This is a genomic window from Brevundimonas sp. UBA5936, assembly GCA_002430835.1.
Taxonomy (GTDB): domain Bacteria; phylum Pseudomonadota; class Alphaproteobacteria; order Caulobacterales; family Caulobacteraceae; genus Brevundimonas.
Genome location: DJDA01000093.1, coordinates 841 through 23508, shown reverse-complemented (window position 1 = coordinate 23508; position 22668 = coordinate 841). Strand labels below are relative to the sequence as shown.

The following is a 22668-nucleotide window of genomic DNA, read 5'->3' as shown; positions in this document are numbered from 1 at the left end:
GACGAGCCATAGCGCTCACGCATGTCGTCCTGCTTCTTCCCGCAGCGACTGAATACGCGGTTCTCGCCAATATCTGACGACAAAAATCGGCGAAGCCCGGCGTTGCCGAACGAGTCGGTTCCGCCGGTGATCAGCAGGGTCTTGTCCTTGAACATGGTCTGGAAGTCCTGAAAAGATGTCTTAGGCGGCAGCCGCGCCAAGGGCGGACAGCAGCATCGTTCGGTTGGCTCCGGCGGCCGCCGCCGCCGCCGCGGGATCGTCGCCTCGGGCCCGCGCGGCGCGGCGCATGGCGTTCCGCTCGTCCGGCGCGAGCCTGGCGAAATGCTCGATCCACTCGACGAAGGCGTCCGGCGCCTCCAGCGGCAGGTCCGCGCCCGCAGACTGGGCGGCCAGGCCGCGCCAGGGCGTGCGGTCGCTGATCAGCACCGGCAATCCTGCCGATAAAGCTTCGCGGATGACGTGACCGTAGTTTTCACCCAGCGTGGGCAGAAAGAAAAGGTCATACGCCGCCAGGACGTCGGCTACCTCATCCGGCCGTAGGGGCCGTCGATATCGCACCTGGACATGGGCCGGCAAGGCGGCAATGGCGGCCTCACAGCGGGCCCAGTAAGCCTGATCCTCTATCACCCCATAGATGTCGAACGTCACCGGCGTCGCGACCCGCGCGAGGATCTCTATCGCGCCCAGCAGGTTCTTCTTGGGGCTTATACGCGACAGGAAGACGGCGCGCAGCGGTCGGTCGGTGGCGACCAGAGCGGACGCGTCGGCGCCGCCGCCTGGTCCGGAACGGCCGGGCAGGTTGGAGGCGACGTGAATGGACACATCGCCCAGCACCCGGCGAATGTCGGCCGCTTCATGCTCAGACGACGCCTGGAACATCACGTCGCGATGCAGACCGATTCCCTTCGACAGCGCGATGAACAGCCGCTTCTTGAGAGGCTTCAGCGCGAGCGCGCCGGCCGAGAACTCGCCGCGCGGCGCAAGCAGCACCGGCTTTCGTGTCAGGCGCCCCGTTCGACAATAGGCCAGCGGGCGCAAGGTCGCGTTCGGCGAGAAAAAACTGTTTAGATAGATCAGGTCGAACGATGTCTCGTTCAGGCTCTGCAGCAGGGCGCGCCAACCCGCCGCGCCCGGCGAACGATAGAACACCCGCGCGTCGCCGATCGTGTTCCACGCGTCGACGGCGACGCCCTCGAACGGCGCCGCGTCCCCCAGATCACGGTCCGCCGCCACGATGCGGAAGTCGAAGGCGTCCCCCAGCTGCTCGACCATGTTGACCAGACTGCGGATCGGCCCGCCGGCCTTGTAGCCGGGCAGGTAATGCCCCGCGAAGGTCAGGATAACGGGGCGGGTCACTGACATTTCCCCGCAGGAATCATCCACGGCGGCGCCGGGCGATCACCACCCGCGTCCGCGAAGGCGAGGATCGCCTTCAGATAGTCCGCGCCGGCGCCGGCGCCCAATCGCCGCCCCCACTGCGCCAGCGCAGCGCGTTGCTGCGTCGAGGGCGGCCCTTCGTCCACCAGACGGCGCAGCAAAGCGGTCAGGGCGCCCAGGTCGTCCGCCGGAAACACCCCGCCCCGTCCGCTGGCCCGAACCACGCCGGCCGAGCCGCAGCGGTCGCTGCAAACGGCCGGCGTGCCGACCATGATCGCTTCCGACACCACCGCGCCCCAACCGTCGTACCGGCTGGGCAGAACCAGAAGGTCCGCCTGCGCCATCCGGCCCGGAACATCGCCCGAGGGGACCCGGCCGATCCACCGATGGCGCGACCCCAGGGCCTCGGCAGCTAGGCGCCGGAGCATCTCCTCCTGAGGGCCTGATCCGATCACCTGGAGTTCGACGTCCTCGCGCCCGAGCGCCGCCACGGCCCGGATCAGGAGGTCGAGCCGCTTGAGTTCTATGAACTGACCGACGAACAGGATGCGAAAGCCGCCGGGCGGCCGGGACGGCGCCGGTCCGCGCCCGATCTCGTCCGCAAGGAAATAGGCGAAGGGGAACACCCGGTCCGCACGGGCGCCCCGCGCCACCAGCCAGTCGGCGGTTTCGTGACCGGTCGCGAGATAGCCGCTCACGGCCTTGCGCCTGCTGGCGATCAATCTGCGATACTCCAGACGTCGGACAAGACCACGCCAGCCGGTGTTCTCCACCGTCTCCATCACCACCCACTGCGTCAGCCCACGCTGGGCCAGCACGGCCTGAGCCGTCGCGACCACGCCATTGCCGCGCAATCCCTGGCAGATGTGCAGGCTGTCCGCGGGCGCCGACCGCGCCAGGCGGCCGGCGGCCGCCGCATCCTGGGCATAGACCAGACGCGCGCCGCCCGGATCGGGCGTGCCCCACCCCTGGGCCGCGCGATCCGCCGACATCGGCCGCTCCGCCGCATAGGTCACTTCCACGCCCCGCCCGGCGAGAGCCGAGGCGAGGCCCGCCATATGCGGCGAGACGATGCGCTGCCAGAACCAGACGGGCCTAGACATGGGAGCCCGCCCGCCGGCTTCCGCTGGCGTAAATCCAGCCAAACAGGATCAGGGGCAACATGCCTTGGCCTCCGGGCGAGAACAGCGTGTTCTCTCCCATGTTGAGCGCGAGGGCCGTCAGGCAGACGGCGAAGGGCGCGAGCCCCCCTACCGCGCCCCTGCGCAACAGCCAGATGATCCACGCGGCTACCAGAAGCGCCCCGATCACGCCGAGTTCCTCCAGCACAGCCAGGGGCGCGATGCCCTTCTCGATCGCCGCCCCCAGGGGCAGACCCAGGACAGGATCTCGTTCCACCACCATCAGGGACGGTTCAGATGCGATGCCGAAACCGATGCCGCGAAGCGGGTCATCGGCGATATTCGCCACCATGCGGTCAATCAGGAAACCGCGGGACGCTTCATAGGCGTCGAACAACCCGCTCGTGCCGCTGCGGTTCGACTTGGACAGAAACCTGCCGATCAGATCCGCAAAGGTAGCGGCCATGGCGAGGCTGGCGATCGCGCCCGCCCCGAGCGTCAACCACACGCGACCACTGCCGAAGCCGGGCGCCATCCGGATCAGGCTCCGCCCCGCGAACACCGGCGAGAGCACCAGCGACAAACCGAGCCCCAGAACCATGGCCACGCCGCCGGTGCGCGCCTCGGACAGAAACACCAGGACGAGACTTCCCCCGGTGAGCGCGATCAGCAGCCAGCTCGGCCGCCGCTCCCCGAACATGCGGGCGCCGGCCCAGGCGCCGAGCAGAGCCATCGTCGAACCGAACGCCTGCGGGTGGTTGAGAATGCCCTGAAAGCCTGTGCCATTTCTCAGGAATCCCTGCGGCAGCACCAGAAATGGCAGGCTGAGAACCAGCACCAGGACCAGCCCCCAGAACAAGTCCCGCGTGGCCGCCGCAAACTCGGACGGAGACAAGCCGAGCCAAAGCGAAAGCAGGGCGGTCATGGTCAGGCCCCAGGACAGAGCCTTGAGGATCGACACGTCCGGCAACGGACTGACCAGCACCGAATGCAGAACGAAAAACCCGCTCAGCAACACCGTCGCGGCCGTAAAGGGGCGAACCCGAAGATGCCGCGTCAGAAAGCCGCTGCGAAACAAGGCCGAGGAGGCCGCCGCCAGCATGACAAGATACCGCCCTGCGCCCGCGCCCGCGCTCTCCGGCGCAATGCCCGGATTGACCATGGTGAAGAGCCAGGACAGGGTGAGCGCATAGATGGCCTGTCTGCGTCCCAGCAGGGCGTAGGCAGCAAGACCCGCGTAGGCGAGCCCCGCCGTGGACGGGGCCGCTAGCCGCAGAGCGAGCAGCAGGACGAGTGGCAAATAGGTCAGCAGGTTGACGCGGAGCGCGCCAGTGCCAAGCACCGCTAAGTGCGACGTGGAGGGGTGCCGACTGCTCATTTCCATAGCGTCGCCCTGCAGTACCAACCGTCATCACTCATCGCCGCCTCCACGATAGCTCAAGCAATCAGCAGTGAAGCTCGGGCGTCTGAGCTTTGACGCGTCGGCATACGGGTCCAGGCCGGCCAGCACTCTCGGCTATCCTCTAACAAACTGGGTGATATCTCGGGAGATACGAGACCAGCTTTGCTGTTCCTTTAGGCGCTCGAATGTCAAGCCCGAGTCCGGCACAGCAATTCGATCCTCGAGAAAGTCCAACATTCGTCCGGAAACCGATTCCTCATCAAAGTCCTTTATTGGAATAATATACTGATCCAATCCCTCTATCCCGGGAAATATATTCGATAACACGGGCGTTCCACTCACTAGATACTCCACCAGCTTTGATGGAAATGCGTATTGGGAGGTTACCGCCTTGGGATCACGGAGATGAACTAGACACGCGACCCGTCGCTGCGCAGCGATTATCTGCGCGTTGGGAATGGCGCCATGGTACTTGATCCTGCGATCCTTCTCGGCGGCGGAACACACCAGGTCCGTCAGCGGACCATAGCCGTAAATGTGAAGTTCAACGTCGGGCCTTCTTATTGACTGGAAGGCAGTTAACAGCAGGCCCGTTCCGTTGTCCTCATTCAACGTACCCGCGACCATAAATACACGACAGCGTTGCTCATCCGCTTTGCTATCTTGAGGAGGGCTGAGCTCGTCCTCTACGCCCACAGGAATCTTGATATATCGGACCTTCAACCTGGAAGACGTCACGAAGCGGTCATTCAGAACGATCCAGCCATTCAGACGGGTTGCCAGCGAAAAACCAAGCGCGAAATATGTATTCGCCAGCCATCTTTTGATGGGGCGAAACTTAGACGTCGCCAGCAGATGGGTGTCGTATATGAACGCATAGGGCCTATAGCCGACAAGCTTCAGCAGCAGACACTGGACGATGATGCGTGGATCGTACCCCGTAACGAATATGACACCTCTCCGCGTCGGCGCCGCAAGCACGTTCCACATGAACCACGGGAAATTCGACTGGTGAACTTCAATGTTCCCCACTTTCGTTCGACTGGATCTCGCATGCCCCCCCAAATGTATCAGCTTGACCGGATACATCTTCGCGTAGGACTCAACGAAGCTACGCTCAAACTTTTGGCTGGATGTTGTGATCGCTCTACTCTGAAGAGCGGTCAGACCCACTCCGCGGGAGACAACTACTACCTCGGCATCGGTTCGTCCTTCCGGCCGAGAGGCGCCGCTCGGGGCTGGGGCAGAACTCATTGAATGCGGCCGTGCGCTAGCTGCACTGTCGCTTCGCATCCATCCAATGTGGATAGGCGGTGGGCGATGACTAGGATGGTCAAGTTGCGATCCAGGCGTTCAATTGCCGCCATAACGGACATCTCCGTCTCACTGTCCAAGGCGCGCGTCGCTTCCTCAAACACCAGGACGGCGGCCTGCTTATAAAGCGCCGGGGCGATGCCGATCCGCTGGCGCTGGCCGCCGGAGAGCTGGATGCCGCGCTCGCCCACCCGGGTCTCGTAGCCGTTCGGAAGCGCGGCGATCACATCCGCCAACTGGGCCTGCCAGGAGCTCAGCGACAACGGCGCGAAATGACTAACGAAGAGCACTTTCATCTTAGGCTCCGCCGTTAGATGTCGAGCATCGGGATACAAATGGCCCCCGCTTAACATCGGCGGAGCTATCGGGGCTGCTGCCGAAGCTGAGCAAAGCATCCGGTTCGAGAACGCGTTTCGAGCACATGTTAGAGGCATGATCCCTTCGACCGGAAACGATGAGCGCCCGCACCTTCGATTACCTCCCGCCTATTCATAAGGTGGCGAAAAACAGGATCTGCCTGGGCCTCGAAGTTCATTTCGTCTAGATGATAACGGAAGGCTACTTGGCGCTTCCGCTTGATCTCGGCTCGGTCGCTTAGAGCGGCAGCGACGTGGTCGGCCCCAGCTTCAGGATCCGTCGGGTCGAATGGAGCGCAAACGTCATCAGGGAGGTAAGACAGCCCCGGGTTGCCCGTGTGCGCGATGATGAGGCCAGCGGCGAGATACTCACCGATCTTGTTGGAAGCCGCAGAAATAAAGAAAGACTTGTTGCCTCGATTATCCGACAGCGGCGCCCAGAAAAGCCCTGCATCATACCTGGCCAACACTGCAGCAAGTGCTGACTTCGGAATGGCAGGAAAAACCGCGAAATTATCGCTAGACGCCATACTCTTGGCAGTCGCAAGTTGATCGAGGTCGGGCGTCAGCGTTTCCCCACCAGAAAGATACCAGTGCACTTTAATGCCACGATCACAAAGTCTCGAAATAAACTTCGATAATCGTGATGGGTCCATCTTTGTTAATACATTGGGTGAGGCAACATAGACGACGCTTGGGTGCTCGTTTACCGTTATATTCACACCCGCTGATCGCGGGGGAGAGAGCCTCATGACGAACTGAGATGCCCGCAGGAGTGGCCAGGCATCCTGTCTCCACTTCAACCGCATCGGGCAAACATCGATGTAGGTACTGATGAACTTAGCGAGGACACCTATCAGCCTAGTGCTGGTACCAGCGTCGGTATAGTCATAGAAGAATCCCGCGACCTTAGTTCGGCGAAACGGCGCTGCTAGTATCTTATACACAATAGCAACGAGAACATACGACTCCTGAGCGATGATCAAGTCAGGCTTGAACCTGACTGCCGTGACGAGCAGGTTAATGAAATTGGTACGCAGAAGGGGTATCCTGCTCAGAAATCCTTTCGAGTCTGGAACATGAATGTGCTCAACGTCGGCACTACCGATGTCAGTCAGGTCCGGCGGGTACTTACACGCAAACCGAACAACCGCCGCACCAGCACTCATCCTCGACACGAGGTGGTACATAGACGGAAACATGTTGGGATTAGAGCCCATGATAGCAAATACTCTCATGGTCTTATTCGCCTCCACAGGCACGCCGGATCTCCATATCCGACACGTTTACATCCAGAACTGAAAGAGATCGCGATTTCTTCGAAGCGCTGTTCTGCTCGATTATGCGGTGTTCGCCCTCTTCCATCAATCGTCTATGCATCATTGATGATGGAGCCACGACTCAGTCTCGCGATGGAGTCACACCCATCCAGTGTCGACAGTCGATGAGCAATGATGAGGATAGTCAGTCGCCTGTCGAGCCGTTCCACCGCTGCCATCACGGCTGTTTCCGTTTCCACATCTAGGGCGCTGGTCGCCTCGTCGAACACCAGGACGGTAGCCTGCTTATAGAGCGCGCGGGCGATGCCGATCCGCTGGCGCTGGCCGCCGGAGAGCTGGATGCCGCGCTCGCCCACACGGGTCTCGTAGCCGTTCGGAAGTGCGGCGATCACATCCGCCAGCTCGGCCTGTTCGGCCGCGCGTCGCACGCGTTCGAGGTCGATGTCCCGCTTCCTGACGCCGAAGGCGATGTTTTCCGCCACGCTGGCGTCAGCCAGGAAGATCGCCTGCGGCACATGAGCGATGTTTCTCTGCCAGGCGGCGCGGTTTCCCGGCGTCAGTCGGACCCCGTCCACCGCGATCTGGCCTTCGCTCGGCTCCAGCAGGCCGAGGATCAGATCCATCAGGGTCGATTTGCCGCTGCCGCTCTTGCCGACGATGCCGAGCCGCATGCCCTTGCGAATTTCCAGACTGATGCCCGACAGCGCGCGCGCGCCTGCGCCCTCATAGCCGAAGCTCACATCCGTCAGCTGGATGGAGTCGGCAAAGGGCAGCGCGGTTGCCGCCTGCCCGACGGGCGGCACGGTGCGGGACAGCAGTTCACTGACATCCATCAGGTTCTGCCGGTTGCCGAGGGCGGAAGACCATCCCTGATAGATTTGCTGGATCAGCGGCAGCAGCTTCTGGGCGCCCAGCGCGAGCGCACCAAGAACCGGGACGGCCGCGCTGAAGCCGCCGGAACGGCCTGTGACCGCGACCGCTATGCCGGCGATCAGAACCAATCCCAGACCTTCCACCAGAAACCGGGGCGCATTGGCGAACAGGGCGTTGCGAGCGCGGGCGTCGCGGAAGTCCGCCTCGGCCTTCTGATAGGTGTCGACGAACACCGATTGCGATCTGTCCAACAGCACGTCGCGGATGCCGCCGAGACCTTCCTGGAGTGCGCGCACGCGTGCGCCCTGCGACCGCGCGATGACCACGCCATTGGCCTGGAGACGGCGCCGGGTGGCCAGGGAGACCAGCAGATAGACGGCGACAAACCCGCCCCCCGACAGCAACGCCACGACCGGATCGACGACGATCAGCCCGATGATGATGGCGACGGAAATCACCACGGCGACAGCGGCCGTCATCAGCGGATTCAGGACTTGGTGCGTGATCATCTCGACCTTGGTTATCGAGGCGATGATCTCGCTGCTGTTGCGGCTCAGATGATAGGAATAGGGCTGTCGCAGCGTGTCTGCATACAACTTCACGCCCAGCTCATAGGACACGCTGTAGACGAATCTCTGGCTCGCCCACAGCAGGATCAGCCGCAGCACGGCCGCCGTCAGCGCCGCCAGCGCGAACAGGCCGGTCAAGGTGAGCAGCACCTCGCGCGGCGTCTGCGCGCCGACCAGTCCGAACAGCGGCTGCATCGCCTGCAACAGCGGCGAGTTCTCCGGCGAGGCCACAGCCGCCAGGAACGGCAACAGCGCGCCCAGCGTGAAAAGCTCCGCCCCTGCCCCGACGAGCATAAGCACCAGCACGCCGATCGCGGCCCGGCGAAGCTGATGCGGCAAGTGTCGGAACAGGCCGGCTACGACGGAGAGCAGGGCGGCACGCGGCCTTGTCTCAGAGGCGCTAATCATCGGCGCCTCCCCCGGAGCCCGACGTCTCTGATTGAGGAAAATTGGCGCCTGCACCCGCAAAGCCGCTCCCCACGCTCCCTCGCAATCTCGCGACGTGTTCATAAACCTCCAGTCGCACTGCGGCCTCATCGTCGCCTCGGGCCAGCGCCTGCAGCGCCTTGACCTGATCTTCAGACATGACGGCTGACGTCCCCTGGTCCACCACCTCGATAACCGAGTCTAGCCGCGCCAAGATTCGTTCGCTGGAGTCCACCAGCTCTTCGGTCAGCTTCTCGCCGGGACGCAAGCCGGTGAAGATGACGGGGATGTCCGCATCCGGTTTTAGTCCGTGCAGCGAGATCATGTTGCGCGCGAGTTCCACGATTTTCACCGGCTCGCCCATGTCCAAAACAAAGACGCTCGGCTGGGTTCGGGGGCGGACGGCGCTTTCGGCCGTGGCGTGCAGCACGAGTTGAACGGCCTCGGGGATAGTCATGAAGTAGCGCTCCACCTCTGGGTGGGTGACGGTTACAGGGCCGCCGCGCCGGATCTGGTCCTGGAAGATTGGGGCCACCGACCCCGCCGAGCCCAGCACGTTTCCGAAGCGGACCACGCTGAAGTTGGTGTCACCGCCCCGGCCATGCAGGCCGCGCACGACGGCCTCAGCAAGCCGTTTGGTGGCTCCCATGATGTTGGACGGATCAACCGCCTTGTCGGTGGAGATCATCACCATGTGCGGCACTCGGGCTTCGCGCGCCGACTCGGCCACGTTCCAGGTGCCCACCACATTCGTCAACACGCCCTCGATCGGGTGGTTTTCGACCATGGGGACATGTTTCAGCGCGGCGGCGTGAAAGACGATGTCAGGCGCCTCTTGGGCCAGGTGTGCCGCGACCCGGGCACGGTCGCGCACGTCGCAAATGATCTCGCGTCGTGACAAGTGCGGATGGGCGCCCGCGATCTCTTGGTCGATTTTGAACAGGCCGAACTCGGAGTGGTCTAGCAGGGCGAGGTGGGCGCAGCCGAGAGCGGCGGCTTGGCGACAAATCTCTGAGCCAATGCTGCCGCCGGCGCCGGTCACCAGCACCCGCTTGCCCTTGATCAGCGCTTGAACTCGCGTTGAGTCGAGCCGGATCGGGGTACGGGGTAGGAACTCCTCAAGCGGTATCTCTTTCAGCGCGTAGGGGTCTGCGTTGGCCGCAGACAAATCCACGAACATCCGAGGTCGCAACAGGGTGTGACCTGCTTTGCGAACTTCACCGATACGGGCAGGGCTGACGTTCCAGGCTTGAACCGGATCGTCGAGGAAGAGGATCGCGTACTTCGCTTCTGATGATGATGGATCCGGCAGCCGCCACTCGCCGATCAGGCCCAGCACCGGCACGCCGTGAATGTGAAGTCCCAGTTCACCTCCATTTGGCGTGATCAAACCTATGGGGCGGTAGGGCGATGCGGGGTCGGCCTGGAAGTGGCGCAGATGGGCGTCGGCGGATCGCATATCGCCGACCATCAACATGGGTGTCTTGCCTGCGGCTGGGGACGAACGCGCTCTGATCACCTCTCCGGCCAACGACTGACGAAGGATGTGGGGATTGTGAGCTAGGCGCCAGCACACCCGGAGCCCCGCCAAGCCCAGGAGGCTGAAGAGAAATGCAAGCACCAGAACCGAGCGAGGTAGCTGCAAGCCTCGATCAAGTACGAAGATGACCAGCAGGAACAGCGCCATGCCAGCCAGCAGGCTGCGGCTGATGGCAAGCAGGTCATTGAGTGAGGTGAAACGCCAGGCGGAGCGCTCGGTCTTGGCGATCAGTTCGATGCCGCCGCCGATAGCGGCGTAGAGCCCAGCCCAGCCCAGCACGCGTAAAGCGTCGCTGTTGGTCATCCACCAGGTGATCGGCAGCGCGCGGCGTATCTCATAAGCGGCGACAAATGCGATGAAGAGCACGCACATGTGCAGGGCGAACTTGGTCGCGTCGGTCGCGCCGTAGCGCGCGGGCGCCTTGAAGCGGTGCGCCATGTCAGCAGGCCTTCAGTACGAGCATGATCACTCCACCGTCACCGACTTCGCCAGGTTCCTGGGCTGATCCACGTCCGTGCCTTTCTGGACGGCGGTGTAGTAGGCGAGGAGTTGCACCGGGACGGCGTAGACCAGGGGCGCGATCAACGGGTGGCAGTTCGGGGCGTCGATGCGGTGGATGCTGGCGCCGTGCGGGGCTGGGGCGGCTTCGGGCGCGATCATGATGACGGGGCCGCCGCGGGCGGAGACCTCCTGCAGGTTGGAGGCGGTCTTTTCGAACACGTCGTCCAATGGCGCCAGCGCGACCGTCGGCGTTTCCTCGTCGATCAAGGCGATGGGGCCATGCTTCAGCTCGCCGGCGGCGTAGCCCTCGGCGTGGATGTAGCTGATCTCCTTCAGCTTCAGCGCGCCCTCCATGGCCAGCGGGAACATGGCCCCGCGCCCCAGGAACAGCACGTCGTCGGCCTTGGCCAGATCATGGGCGACGGCCTTGATGCTGTTGTCCATCCGCAGGGCTTCAGCGATCAGGCGCGGGCTCTCGAACAGCGCCTTGACCAGTTCGGCTTCCTTGTCCGCATCAACGCGGCCGCGCTGAACGCCGGCGGCGACGGCCAGCGCCAGCAGCGCCGCGACCTGAGCGGTGAAGGCCTTGGTGGAGGCCACGCCGATCTCCGGGCCGGCGTGGGTTGGCCACAGCACGTCCGCCTCGCGCGCCATCGATGACGAGTGAACATTGACCACGGCCGCGGTTCTCAGCCCCTCGCGCTTGCACCAGGTCAGGCTGGCCAAGGTGTCGGCGGTCTCGCCCGACTGACTGACGGCGACGGCCAGGGTGTTCTTAGACAAGGCAGGCGAGCGGTAGCGGAACTCGGACGCGATCTCGACGTCGCACGGCAGGCCGGCGATGCGCTCAAACGCATAGCGGCCGATCTGCCCCGCATAGAAGGCGGTGCCGCAGGCGATGATCTGAACGCGGTCGACGGCTGAGAAGTCGATCGTTCCCGTCTTGGCCTTGCCAGTCACCAGGTCGAGGTATTCCGACAGTGTGTGCTGGACGCTGTCGGGCTGCTCGTGGATCTCCTTTTCCATGAAGTGGCGATATTCGCCCTTCTCCACCATGGCCGAGGAGGCCGAGACCTGGACGATCGCGCGTTCGACGGCGGCGCCGCCGGCATCGAACATGCGCGCGCCCGAGCGATCCACGGCGACATAGTCGCCCTCCTCCAGATAGGAGATCTTCTGGGTGAAGGGGCCGACCGCCAGGGCGTCGGAGCCCAGGTACATTTCGCCCTCGCCCCAGCCGACCACCAGGGGGCTGCCGCGCCGGGCGCCCAAAATCAGCCCGTCCTCGCCTTCGATCAGCACCGCCAGCGCATAGGCGCCGGTCAGCCGGTCCAGCGTCGCCTTGAAGGCGTCCAGCGGCGGCAGTCCTTCGGACAGGGCCTGGTCCAGCAGATGGGCCACCACCTCGGTGTCAGTCTGGCTTTCGAACACATGGCCCTGAGTCGTCAGTCCAGCCTTCAGCTCGGCGAAGTTCTCGATGATGCCGTTGTGAACCAGCGTCACGCGCCCGGCCCGGTGCGGGTGGGCGTTGGGCACGTTCGGCGCGCCGTGCGTCGCCCAACGGGTGTGGCCGATCCCGACGGTGGCCTTCAGCGGCTCGTCGGCGAGCACCTCTTCCAGCGCGCGGATCTTGCCCTTGGCGCGGCGGCGCTCGATGCGACCATCGACCACGGCGGCGACGCCCGCAGAGTCATAGCCCCGGTATTCCAGCCGCTTCAGGCTGTCGAGCAGGCGCGGAACGACCTGACCTTCGCCGGTGATGCCGATGATGCCGCACATAGACAAAGGCGCTCGAGACGGCGCCGCCGCGCCTTGGATGGGGGGCCTTAGCGCAATAAGGTTGCGTTGTCACATCTTTAACGGATGTTGCACCGGGGCGGGGAAGCACTGACCGGCAACTTCACGTCAGCCTTGTGCTGAAGGCGCAGAAATGCCCCACTAACAACAGGCTAGTGGAGGGGGCTCCAGTTCGGCCGGTAAGAAACGTCCTGCCCAAGAAACGCCCATAATACCCTGGGCGAGCGGGCTGTTTTCGTTTGTCTTTTTCTGGTGCGGAGAACCGGAAGTCATTGAATTCGCTATAGATGTCAGCGTTGACATCGTAGGGGTCACAGGTTCAATCCCTGTCGCGTCCACCATTCTTTTCAAGCAGTTCCGGCGCCTTCCGGCTGCTCAGCCCCCCCCCAGAAACAACCTAAAATCGACGGATAAGACTCGTTGAAAGTCTGCTGGCGATGGACGGCTTGCATTTGCGAGACGAAACCAGCGACGCGCAGGCGTTCACTCCAGGGCGCCGACCGCCAGTCCCAGGTGACTCGCTGCAAAGGCCAGGCGGTCGGCGGCGCTCTTGGCGGTTTTGGATCGGCTGTTGCCTGCGCCGTGGCCGGAATCCTTGTCCACCGTCAACAGAACGGGCCGCGAGGGATCGGCCAGCGCCTGCAGGCGGGCGGCGTATTTGAAACTGTGCATCGGCGCGACGCGGTCGTCCGTGTCTCCCGTGCCGATCAGCAGGGCTGGGTAGCGCCGCCCCCGGACGGCGGCGTGGTAAGGCGAGTAGCCGTGCAGGACGGGGAACAGGGCGGCGTCCTGAGGATCGCCGTACTCGCGGATCCACAGCCGGCCGTTCGTGAACTGCGTGAAGCGCAGCATGTCCAGCACGCCCACGGTCGGCATGGCCGCCGCATAGAGGTCCGGACGGCGGGCGACGGCGCCCCCGACCAACAGACCGCCGTTGCTGTAGCCGAAGGCCGCGAGCCGTTCGGGCCGCGTATAGCCCGACGCGATCAGGTGAACCGCACAGTCGTTGAAGGCGTCGAACACCGCAGGCTTATTCGCCAGCATTCCGGCCCTGTGAGAGGCCTCGCCATAGACGCCGTCTCCCGGCAGGGCGGCGATGGCGAACACCCCGCCCATGTCCATCCACGTCACCTGCTCCGGCCTGAAGTCGGGCGGATAGGAAGCGCCGAAGCCGCCATAGCCGTAGAGGATGGTCGGAGCGTCGCCGCGCCGCGCCAGGCCTTTGCGAGACGCGATGAACAGGGGAACGCGATTGCCGTCGCGCGCCGTCACGACCACGCGCTCGACCTGATAGTGGGAAGGCTCGACCGGGCCTTGCGGCTTGTCGACGACCACGGAGCGTCGGCGCGCCACATCGTACCGATAGGTCGTCAGCGGCTGACCGAAGCCGGAATACTGATAGTAGATCTGGCCCGGCTGGGCCGCGCGCGACAGCCCTTGCACCACGCCGAAGCCCGGCAGTGAAACGGCGCGCTCACGACCGTTGCGCAACGAACGGCTGATCAGGGTGTCGCTGCCGTCGGTCAGATACTTGAGAATGAGGGCGTCGCCGGCCAGCAGCGCGCCTCGCAGCGGGAAAGCGCGTTCCGGCACGACTTCCTTGATTTCGTCGGGACGCTCGGCGTCCACGGAAACGAGGCGCCAGTTGGCGGCGCCCACGCTGGTCAGCACATAGAGCGTCGCGCCCCGCGAGCCGATGAAATAGTTGCCCGCGAGCGGTTCGGCCGGGCCGAGGTCGATGGGCACGAAGTCCGCGCCGGGCCGGGTCAGATCCTTATACAGAAGGGTGATCCCGCCGCCCGCGTATCCGGTGTTGATGAGCAGATAGCGGCCATCGGCGGACAGTTGGCCGATGAACATATAGTCCGGGTTGGCCTTGTCCTCATAGATCAGGACGTCCGCATCCTGAGGGTCGCCGAGGCGGTGGAAATAAAGCTGCTGTCCGCTGTTGCCCGACAGGAACATCGCATCGGGCTGAGGAAAGCGCGCGTAGTAGAAACCCGAACCGTCCGCAGCCCAGAAGGCGTTGGAGTATTTGTTCCAGTGAATGGCGTCGGCCAGGGTCTGACCGCTGTTGCGATCCAGCACGCGCCAGACGCGCCAGTCGGAACCGGCGTCCTGTCGGGCGTAGGCGACGTAGCGGCCGTCAGGCGACACCGCATAGCCCGCCAGCGCCGCCGTACCGTCGGCCGACCATTGCGCGGGGTCCAGCAGCTTGCGCGCCTCGCCCGTCTCGCCCTGGCGCACCCATAGAGAGGATTGTTCCTCGCCTCTGGCGCGGCGCATGAAGAACTGAGCCTCTCCGGCCGTGGCGATCGGGCCGATGGTTTCAATGTCGAACAGGGCGTCCAGGCGAGCGCGGATTTTCGCGCGCCCGTCCAGGCCCTGCAGATAGGCGTCCGAGACGGCGTTCTGCGCCGTGGTCCAGGCCTGCACCCGCTCGGACGTGCGGATGTCCGCTTCCAGCCAGCGATAGGGATCCTCGACCGCGACCTCGCCGTAGAGGTCGATCACCGGCTCCACGGGCGTCGGCGGATAGGCGCCCCACGGCGGCTCAGACCGGGCCGTCGCAACGGCCGGACAAAGCAGACTCGCCCCCGTCGCGGCGCCCAGCAGCAAGGCGCGGCGTCGGTTGAGCAGGCGGATGTCCGACATGGGGCTTCCGCTTCTAGGACTGTGACGGAGCGACGACGCCCTGAGCCGCGACAACGGGCTTGCCGCCGCGCGCGATGTAGGCCCGCATATGCTCTTCCAGCGTGGTCAGGGGCACGGCGCCCAGGGCCAGGATTTCATCGTGGAAAGGACGCGGGTCGAAGTTCTCGCCCAGGGCGGCCTCGGCCTCGCCGCGCAGACGGCGGATGGTCAGCTCGCCCAGCTTGTAGGACAGGGCCTGGCCCGGCCAGCTGATGTAGCGATCGACCTCGGTCTCGACCTCGTGGCGCGACAGGGCCGTATGGCCCGCCAGATAGTCGATGGCCTGTTCGCGCGACCAGCCCTTGAGGTGAACCCCCGTGTCGATCACCAGACGCGCGGCGCGCCACATCTCATAGCTGAGGCGGCCGAAGTTCTCGTAGGGCGTGCGATAGATGCCCATCTCGACGCCCAGCCATTCCGTATAGAGCCCCCAGCCTTCACCATAGCCCGAGAAATAGGTGTGGCGACGGAAGGCCGGCCCGCCGGCCTGTTCCTCGGCCAGGGCCATCTGGAAGCTGTGGCCAGGCGCGCACTCGTGCAGGGTCAGGGCCGGGATGTTGTACAGCGGCCGACTGGGCAGGTCGTAGGTGTTCATCTGGCAGGATTCCAGCCCGCCACGCCCCGCCGTGTAGAAGGGCGCCAGCGCATCGGGCACCGGAATAATGGTGAAGCGGCGGCGCGGCAGGGCGCCGATCAGCTTGCCGATCTGGCCGTCGGCGCGCTTGGCCACCCAGGCCGAGACCATCATTAGTTCGTCCGGCGTCTTGGCGTAGAACTGCGGGTCCGTGCGCAGGAAGTGCAGGAACTCGTCGAACGACCCCTGGAAGCCTGCGTCCGCCATCGTCTGGCGCATTTCCGCCTGGATGCGGGCGACCTCGGACAGGCCGATCTGATGGATCTCTTCGCCGCTCAGCTCCAGCGTCGTGTACTTGCGCACCTGGGATTCATAGTAGGCGACGCCGTCAGGCATGTCGCGCGCCGCCAAAGCGGTGCGGGCGCGCGGCTGATACTCATTCAGATAGAAGGCCAGCAGGGTCTTATAGGCCGGGATCACCGCCTCATTGACGGCCGCCGCCGCCTCGGCGCGCAGGCGGACCTGCTCGTCGGCCGGGATGGTCGCCGGCATCTGGCGGAAGGCCGCATAGAAGGCGTTGGCTTCGGCCGTGTCGGTGATGAAGTTGGTGATGGAGGCTTCGCGCCCCTCCAGCGTCACGCGCGGCACGCTGAACCCGCGCGCCAGACCGTCGCGCATATTGGCCAGGTGCTGGTCGAAGTAGCGCGGCGTGTCGCGCATCCGCGCGATATAGGCGCGATATTCCTCGGCCGTGCGCAGGGCGCCGGGCTGGTCCAGATAGGTCCAGAAGGAGCTGTCGCTGTTGAACGGCATCTCCCATTGACGGAACTGGCCGTCGATCAGGGCGTGCTCCAGATTGGTGCGGAAGACGGCGGCGTTGATGCGATCCTCGGCGGACAAATCGTCCAGCGGGATGGCGTCCAGCTGACGCAACAGCCCCCGAACATAGGTCAGCCGCTCCTGTTGCGAGGCGGGATCGACGCTCTCGTGACGAACAGCCGGGCTGTACTCGCCGTCCGCCCGCTTGACGATGCCGTAGCGGGCCATGCCGGCGTCGGTTTCCGCCTCATACAGGGCCTTCAGGCGAGCCCCGGCTTCCTGCATCCGGACGGCAGGCGGCGAGACGTCGGCCGCAATGGCCGGAGTCGCCCCGGCCAGGATGGACGATACGGCGCACGCCGTCAGGAGCAGAGTTCTCATCGCGGGTTCCCCATGCTTTCCCTGAAAGACATCAGGCGGCTCCGGTATGCCGACGCCGCCTGATTGAAGAGCAGTCGAAGAGGCGTTCGCCTCTTCGTGGTTTGAGGTCGGCCTATCGGCGCAGCGTCACGCCGACATAGAAGGTGCGGCCGATCACGTCATAGGTGCCGGCCTGATAGCCGTATTCAAAGTTGGCGCCCCCGGCTTCCGCGCCCGGAATACGCGGCGGGGCCTCGTCGAAGGCGTTACGCAGACCGCCATAGAGCGAGACGCGCTCGTTCACCTCATAGGAGGCCGACAGGTCGCTGTAGAAGACGTGGTCGGTTTCCGTCACGTCATACAGGTCGGGCGTGACATGGCTGCCCGGCCGCATCGGGCTGAAGTGGCGCAGGGTCCAGTTGGCCGTCCACGGTCCGGCGTTCCAGGTGGTGCGGACGGCGCCCTTCCATTCGGGCGCGCCGAACAGGCCCACCGTCTCGTCGATGGTCGAGGCGTCGCTGGCGTCCAGGATGAAGCTGCGCTCCAGCAGCTTGGTGTAGACGGCGTTGATCGAAATCGAACCGGCTTCCTCGCCCATGCCGACCGAGCTCAGATCGAAGCGGTAGTTGGCCTCGAAATCGATGCCGCGGGTCTTGAACATCGACATGTTCAATTCCTGCACGTTCACGGCGATCAGATTGTTGGTCGTCGGATCGCGCTCGACCAGGCCGCAGAACATGTTGTCCATGGACTGCAGGTCCACGCACTTGTTCAGGATGGCCTGGGCGCCGAACGAACCGATGGCGTCTTCCAGTTCGATGTCGAAATAGTCGACCGTCAGCGAGAAGTTCGGAATCCAGCGCGGCTGGATCACGACCCCGGCGGTGTAGGTCTGGGCCGTTTCCACGCCCAGGCCCTCATTGCCCGATTGAATCACATCCAGCCACTGCCAGTAGGTGTTCACGTTCTGCGGCTTGATCGCCGCGCAGTTGGCGGCCGTGAAATCGGTCCGGTCCACGCGGTTGACGACATCATGGTAGTTGCAGGGATCGGCCAGCCATGCGCCGCCCGTCTGTCCCGCCGTGAACAGCTCGCTGATGTTGGGCGCGCGCACCGATTGACCGTAGGTGCCGCGGAAACGGATGTCGCTGACCGGAGTCCAGTTCAGCGAGGCCTTATAGGCCGTGGTTTCACCGGCGGTGCTGTAATCCGACTGACGCACCGCGCCTTCGAACGACAGATCCTCGATGCCGGTGACGTTGCTGATCAAGGGCACGCGCACTTCGGCGAACACTTCGGCGACATCGTAGTCGCCCACCAGAGACGTGGCGGTCGTGCCGATGCTCGCATCGAATTTCGGGCTCAGCGGATCATATTCCGGGGTCGCGCCGATGTCGTTGCTTTCGGTGCGGTACTCAGCCCCGAACACCACCTGGACCGGACCGGCCGGCAGGTCGAAGGCGGACCCGGTGACATAGGCCGACACGACCTCCTGCTTCAAGGTCTGCACCGAAGGGCTGGTGTCGTACTGGATGAAGTCGATGACGTCCTGCGTCAGCGGCTTGAACGGGTTCAGCGGCACGCAGCCGTTGGACGGATCGGCGCAGACAACCGAGCCGTTGGGGCCGGCGACCGCATTCAGCGCCTGAGTATAGCGGCCGTTGGCGGTGGCGTTCCGGGTGCGCACTTCCTGGCGCGTGCGGCCGTTCGAATAGTGCGCGACCCACTCCCAGTCATTGCGGCCCAGCAGGCTGAACCGACCCTCGGCGCCGACGGTCAGCTGGTACATGTTGCGGTCGTATTCGGTTTCCTGGCGGCCCAGTTCCGAGAAGCGACGCGCGAAGCCGATGCCCGTCGCCACGCCGCCATTGGCCGCGATCATTTCCGACGTGATGAACGGATTGCTGGCCGAGAGAACGTCCGTGCCATAGGCCGAATAGGCGCGATAAAGACCCTTGGAGTCCGTCTGGGCGTAGGTCAGATCGCCGAACAGCTTGATGTTCTCGGTGATCTGATAGTTGCTCGAAACGGCGACCGAATATCGCTCGCTTGGCACCGCCAGCGCCCAATCGTCATAGCGTCCGCCGAACTCGCCCCCGTCAGTGCGGAAGCTGATCAGCGACGGGTTGCCCGTGGTGGCGCCCAGAAGGCCGCTGGGCCCGTACACAGGCCGACGCAGGGAGCCGTCCGGATTGAACGTATAGAGGTTGCCTGGCCCGCCCAGCTGCACGACGGCGCTGTCGAGATCGTACACTTGGCGGTTGCCGTCGGTCAGCGTGTACTTGCCGTCTTCGCCGCGAATGTAGAAGGGCGCGCCGCCGGCCGTCCAAGGACGGTCCTGGCCGAAGACCGCGTCGTTGTGCTGATTATAGCTGCCGAACAGGGTGACGTTGCCACGGTTGTCGTGGAAGTTCCGACCGAACAGAACGCTGGCGTCGTAGCCCTGCAGATCGCCGCGGGTTGAACCGGAGTAGGTTCCGGTGAACTCCATTCCCTCGTAATTCTGCTTCAGGATGAAGTTGGCCACGCCCGCCACGGCGTCGGCGCCGTACAGCGCCGAGGCGCCGCCGGTGATCACGTCGACGCGCTCGACCAGGGCGGAGGGAATGGCGCTGATATCGACGGCCGACGAGCCCGGCATGGCGGGCACGCGACGACGGCCGTTGACCAGCACCAGCGTGCGCTCAGTGCCCAGACCACGCAGATCCAGCGCGTTCAGGCCCGCATTGCCCTGCTGGTTCGAGGTCTGGTTGTTCTGCGAGACGAACAGGCTCGGAATCTCGTTCACGAGGTCGGCGATTTCGCTGACGCCCGAGCGGCGGATCGTTTCGGCGTTGATGATGGTGGTCGGGGTCGGCGTCTGGACGCCGCTGCGCCGAATGCGGCTGCCGGTGACGACAATCTCTTCAACGGCCGTCGCCGCATTGTCGTCCTGCGGGGCCTCAATCTGAGCCGCCGCCGGGAAGGCCGCCATGCAGAGCGCCGTCGCCGCAGCGCCGACGTATAGTTTTGATGCGAATTTCATTGGCGCCCACCCTCATAAAAGCATCACATTCTTGCCTCACATCCTTAAAGCCCGCAATAAATTTGGACCTTCAAAAATTTTGATATGCACGCTGTTTTCATGAATTTCTTCGGAACACGCGATCATCATCGTGTCGAAGGTTTGTTTGGATTGCGGCAAGCCTGACCCGCTGTCACTGTGCCCGAGCGCATGGAACGAAGGCGGCGGCCGCTTCATTCGGCGCAAGGGTTAGCTCGCCGCCATATCTGGCGGGAAGACCCTTCACGTGACCACGAACGGGCGTTGCAGAGTAAAGAATGACGACGACTCATCGCGACAAGAGCAGCGCGTTTCTGAAATTCGAGACGCGATCCCAGACGCGGAAGCTGCCGATCGGGGATCGCATCAAGGCGCGCCGCAAGGCTCTGGGCCTGACGCTACAGGAACTGGCGACCCGCAGCGGCCTGTCCGCTCCGTTCATTTCTCAGGCCGAGCGCAACCTCACCACGCCGTCCGTCTGGTCCCTGATGAGTCTGGCCAAGGGGCTGGAGGTGGAGGTCTCCCACTTCATGGAGTGGCCGCAGACCAACCAGATCGTGTTCCGCGCCGCCGCACCCAAGACCGTCGATATCGATTCCGTCGTGGGATACGTCGACCTTTCGTCCGAACTGCCGGACCGCAAGATGGACGCCGTGCTGGTTCGGATTCCGCCGGGATTCGCCTTTCCGCCGGACTCCCACAACGGCGAGATATTCCGATACGTCATCAAGGGAACCCTGACCGCGGTCGCCGGCGACGTAGAAGCCCTGCTCGGCCCTGGCGACGGGATGCATTTCGACGGCCGCGTGACCCATTTCGTGCGCAACGATTCCGACGAAGAAGTCCTGCTGCTCTACGTCGGCACTCCAGCCTTCCTTAGAGAAGACTCGGTTCCCTAGACGCCGCCTTCATTCTCGATGGAAGCCGCGCCCGCTCGCGCCTGCGAAAACGAATTTCCCCGCCTGCATGAAGCGCGCGACGAGCCAGCACCCATGCGCTTGGACTACGACAAACCTAGCGGAAAAACCGCTATACGGATCTTCTGTTATCCCCAAAGAGTCAGAATCCTACTCACCTCCCCTTGTCAGCAGCCGTTGTCGGTCTCCTTGGCTTCGTCCCCGAAGCCGCGAACTGATGGGCGATTGGCCCAAGTCGACACAGACCAATCAAGGGGCGCGCGCATGACAGATCAAAGACTGGACCAGTTCGCGAGCGTGATCGCGGCTGAACTCCGCGAAACAGAACTGCGGATCGATATGTCATTGGCTCAGGCCGGCGTGCTGCTCACCAGCATGACCGCCGGGCGCAATGAAGCGGGTCTCCCGGCCTCGTTCGGCCAGACAGCTCTAACCAAGCTCGGGGCGGCCATTGCGACCGGCGTCGAGTATCGCTCGTCGCTTATCTCCCTCCACCGATCTCTCGAAGCCGCCGGCAACAAGATCGGCGCTGACTGGTCGCTGGGCGATCTGCCTGTGCCGAAGCCCGATGATGCTCCAGACTAGATAGGGCGCGTCTGGTTGAGGCCGCGCGCGCAAACTCTGAGGCGCAACGTCACGGGCCGCATCCGCCCCAACAAAGAAGCTGGTTGGACCTGCACCGGCCCTGCCGGGTCACTACACAGTGATGGCGACCCCGGGAGGACTCCAACCTCCGACCTCGGCTTTAGGAAAGCCTTGCTCTATGCAGCTGAGCTACGGGGCCACGGCGTCACTGCCTAAAGGAGGTTGCCGCGTCAGGGAAGCCCCTGCGGTTTCCCGTCGCTTTACCGGCCGCGCGCAGCGGTTCCGCCTTGTGGTTAAGGGCCATTAAGCTACAATCCCTAGTATGGAACAAAGCCTGAATCAGCGGACGTCGCCGATTCGGTCATGATTCGTTTCGCCCGCGTTCCAGGGGTCGGTAAGGTTCCGCTTACCATTTCTCTTTCGTCGGCATCTCGACCGCCGCGTCGCTTGTGAAACCCGGCGGGGTTCGCCACCTTGGACCGGTCATGAGCGACCGTTCCGCAGGCATGGCCCCCTCGCGCGTCACGGCGATCCTGGGCCCCACCAACACCGGCAAGACCCATCTGGCGGTCGAGCGGATGCTGGGTCACGCCTCGGGCATGATCGGCCTGCCGCTGCGCCTGCTGGCGCGCGAGATCTATGAGCGGATCGTCAAGCGACGCGGAGCGGCCTCGGTCGCCCTGATCACCGGCGAGGAGAAGATCGTTCCGCCGCGCCCCGCCTTCTTCGTCTGCACGGTCGAGGCCATGCCGCTGGAGCGGTCGGTCGATTTCCTGGCGGTGGACGAGATTCAGCTGGTCGCCGATCCCGAGCGCGGCCACGTCTTCACCCAGAGGCTGCTTCACGCGCGCGGACGGTTCGAGACCATGTTCCTGGGCGCCGGGACGATGGCGCCGCTGATGCGGGCGCTGGTTCCAGATGCGGAGATCGTGACCCGCGACCGGCTGTCGACGCTGAGCTACGCCGGATCGAAGAAGCTGACCCGCCTGCCTCGGCGCAGCGCCGTCGTCGCCTTCTCGACCGAGCAGGTCTACGCCATCGCCGAACTGCTGCGGCGTCAGAGGGGCGGGGCGGCCGTGGTCATGGGCTCGCTCAGCCCTCGCACCCGCAACGCCCAGGT

At 64.2% G+C, this 22668-nt stretch carries 14 protein-coding genes, 1 tRNA gene and 1 pseudogene; 3 read left to right on the top strand and 13 right to left on the bottom strand.

Annotation, left to right across the window (positions count from 1 at the left end):
* Positions 1–180: 180 nt before the first annotated feature.
* The 12 genes from B2Y21_RS08970 to B2Y21_RS08915 all read right to left on the bottom strand — a co-directional run bounded on the left by B2Y21_RS08970 (position 181) and on the right by B2Y21_RS08915 (position 20028).
* Entirely contained in the window at positions 181–1233 is a 1053-nt protein-coding gene (locus tag B2Y21_RS08970; protein ID WP_292059048.1) for a glycosyltransferase, read from the bottom strand.
* 119 nt (positions 1234–1352) lie between these two features.
* Positions 1353–2480, bottom strand: a complete 1128-nt coding sequence (locus B2Y21_RS08965) for a glycosyltransferase (protein WP_292059046.1) — start codon at positions 2478–2480, stop codon at positions 1353–1355.
* Entirely contained in the window at positions 2473–3882 is a 1410-nt protein-coding gene (locus B2Y21_RS08960; protein ID WP_292059044.1) for a hypothetical protein, read from the bottom strand. The genes B2Y21_RS08965 and B2Y21_RS08960 overlap by 8 nt, the downstream gene beginning before the upstream one ends.
* 132 nt (positions 3883–4014) lie before the next feature.
* Entirely contained in the window at positions 4015–4989 is a 975-nt protein-coding gene (locus B2Y21_RS08955) for a glycosyltransferase (protein ID WP_292059043.1), read from the bottom strand.
* 161 nt (positions 4990–5150) lie between these two features.
* Positions 5151–5510 carry an ATP-binding cassette domain-containing protein gene (locus tag B2Y21_RS08950; protein WP_292059041.1) on the bottom strand — a complete coding sequence of 120 codons (360 nt, stop codon included), beginning with the start codon at positions 5508–5510 and terminating at the stop codon, positions 5151–5153.
* Positions 5511–5638: 128 nt separating this feature from the next.
* A complete protein-coding gene (locus B2Y21_RS08945) occupies positions 5639–6832 on the bottom strand; it encodes a hypothetical protein (protein WP_292059038.1) in 1194 nt (397 codons plus the stop codon).
* A gap of 110 nt (positions 6833–6942) precedes the next feature.
* Complete coding sequence (locus tag B2Y21_RS08940; protein WP_292059037.1) at positions 6943–8700, bottom strand: ABC transporter ATP-binding protein; 1758 nt, start codon at positions 8698–8700, stop codon at positions 6943–6945.
* Entirely contained in the window at positions 8693–10696 is a 2004-nt protein-coding gene (locus B2Y21_RS08935) for a polysaccharide biosynthesis protein (RefSeq protein WP_292059036.1), read from the bottom strand. Before B2Y21_RS08935 ends, B2Y21_RS08940 begins: the two co-directional genes overlap by 8 nt.
* A gap of 27 nt (positions 10697–10723) precedes the next feature.
* Positions 10724–12538 (bottom strand): glutamine--fructose-6-phosphate transaminase (isomerizing), encoded by a 1815-nt coding sequence (gene glmS / locus B2Y21_RS08930; RefSeq protein WP_292059034.1) that lies wholly within the window; start codon positions 12536–12538, stop codon positions 10724–10726.
* 501 nt (positions 12539–13039) lie between these two features.
* Entirely contained in the window at positions 13040–15211 is a 2172-nt protein-coding gene (locus B2Y21_RS08925; RefSeq protein ID WP_292059032.1) for a prolyl oligopeptidase family serine peptidase, read from the bottom strand.
* A gap of 13 nt (positions 15212–15224) precedes the next feature.
* Entirely contained in the window at positions 15225–17024 is a 1800-nt protein-coding gene (locus B2Y21_RS08920; RefSeq protein WP_292059031.1) for a DUF885 domain-containing protein, read from the bottom strand.
* 112 nt (positions 17025–17136) lie between these two features.
* Positions 17137–20028 carry a TonB-dependent receptor plug domain-containing protein gene (locus B2Y21_RS08915; RefSeq protein WP_292059029.1) on the bottom strand — a complete coding sequence of 964 codons (2892 nt, stop codon included), beginning with the start codon at positions 20026–20028 and terminating at the stop codon, positions 17137–17139.
* Between the two features lie 296 nt (positions 20029–20324).
* Between B2Y21_RS08915 and B2Y21_RS08910 the strand changes: the two genes are divergently transcribed.
* The gene (locus B2Y21_RS08910; RefSeq protein ID WP_292059027.1) at positions 20325–20945 is read left to right on the top strand and encodes a helix-turn-helix domain-containing protein; all 621 of its coding nucleotides are present in this window, start codon (positions 20325–20327) and stop codon (positions 20943–20945) included.
* Positions 20946–21227: 282 nt separating this feature from the next.
* A complete protein-coding gene (locus B2Y21_RS08905; RefSeq protein WP_292059025.1) occupies positions 21228–21548 on the top strand; it encodes a hypothetical protein in 321 nt (106 codons plus the stop codon).
* A 122-nt stretch (positions 21549–21670) separates the two neighbouring features.
* On the opposite strand, the gene B2Y21_RS08900 is transcribed toward B2Y21_RS08905, so the two are convergent.
* Positions 21671–21747, bottom strand: a tRNA-Arg gene (locus B2Y21_RS08900).
* 286 nt (positions 21748–22033) lie between these two features.
* Here B2Y21_RS08900 and B2Y21_RS08895 point away from each other — a divergent pair.
* Positions 22034–22668, top strand: a pseudogene (locus B2Y21_RS08895) (phosphonate-binding protein); the annotation flags it as partial.

What these genes read in the sequence shown, in the direction of transcription:
- B2Y21_RS08905 (WP_292059025.1), top strand. Translation starts at nt 21,228, where the DNA reads ATGACAGATCAAAGACTGGACCAGTTCGCGAGCGTGATCGCGGCTGAA.
- B2Y21_RS08915 (WP_292059029.1), bottom strand. Translation starts at nt 20,028, where the DNA reads ATGAAATTCGCATCAAAACTATACGTCGGCGCTGCGGCGACGGCGCTC.
- B2Y21_RS08910 (WP_292059027.1), top strand. Translation starts at nt 20,325, where the DNA reads ATGACGACGACTCATCGCGACAAGAGCAGCGCGTTTCTGAAATTCGAG.
- B2Y21_RS08960 (WP_292059044.1), bottom strand. Translation starts at nt 3,882, where the DNA reads ATGGAAATGAGCAGTCGGCACCCCTCCACGTCGCACTTAGCGGTGCTT.
- glmS (WP_292059034.1), bottom strand. Translation starts at nt 12,538, where the DNA reads ATGTGCGGCATCATCGGCATCACCGGCGAAGGTCAGGTCGTTCCGCGC.
- B2Y21_RS08950 (WP_292059041.1), bottom strand. Translation starts at nt 5,510, where the DNA reads ATGAAAGTGCTCTTCGTTAGTCATTTCGCGCCGTTGTCGCTGAGCTCC.
- B2Y21_RS08935 (WP_292059036.1), bottom strand. Translation starts at nt 10,696, where the DNA reads ATGGCGCACCGCTTCAAGGCGCCCGCGCGCTACGGCGCGACCGACGCG.
- B2Y21_RS08925 (WP_292059032.1), bottom strand. Translation starts at nt 15,211, where the DNA reads ATGTCGGACATCCGCCTGCTCAACCGACGCCGCGCCTTGCTGCTGGGC.
- B2Y21_RS08940 (WP_292059037.1), bottom strand. Translation starts at nt 8,700, where the DNA reads ATGATTAGCGCCTCTGAGACAAGGCCGCGTGCCGCCCTGCTCTCCGTC.
- B2Y21_RS08920 (WP_292059031.1), bottom strand. Translation starts at nt 17,024, where the DNA reads ATGAGAACTCTGCTCCTGACGGCGTGCGCCGTATCGTCCATCCTGGCC.
- B2Y21_RS08955 (WP_292059043.1), bottom strand. Translation starts at nt 4,989, where the DNA reads ATGTATCCGGTCAAGCTGATACATTTGGGGGGGCATGCGAGATCCAGT.
- B2Y21_RS08965 (WP_292059046.1), bottom strand. Translation starts at nt 2,480, where the DNA reads ATGTCTAGGCCCGTCTGGTTCTGGCAGCGCATCGTCTCGCCGCATATG.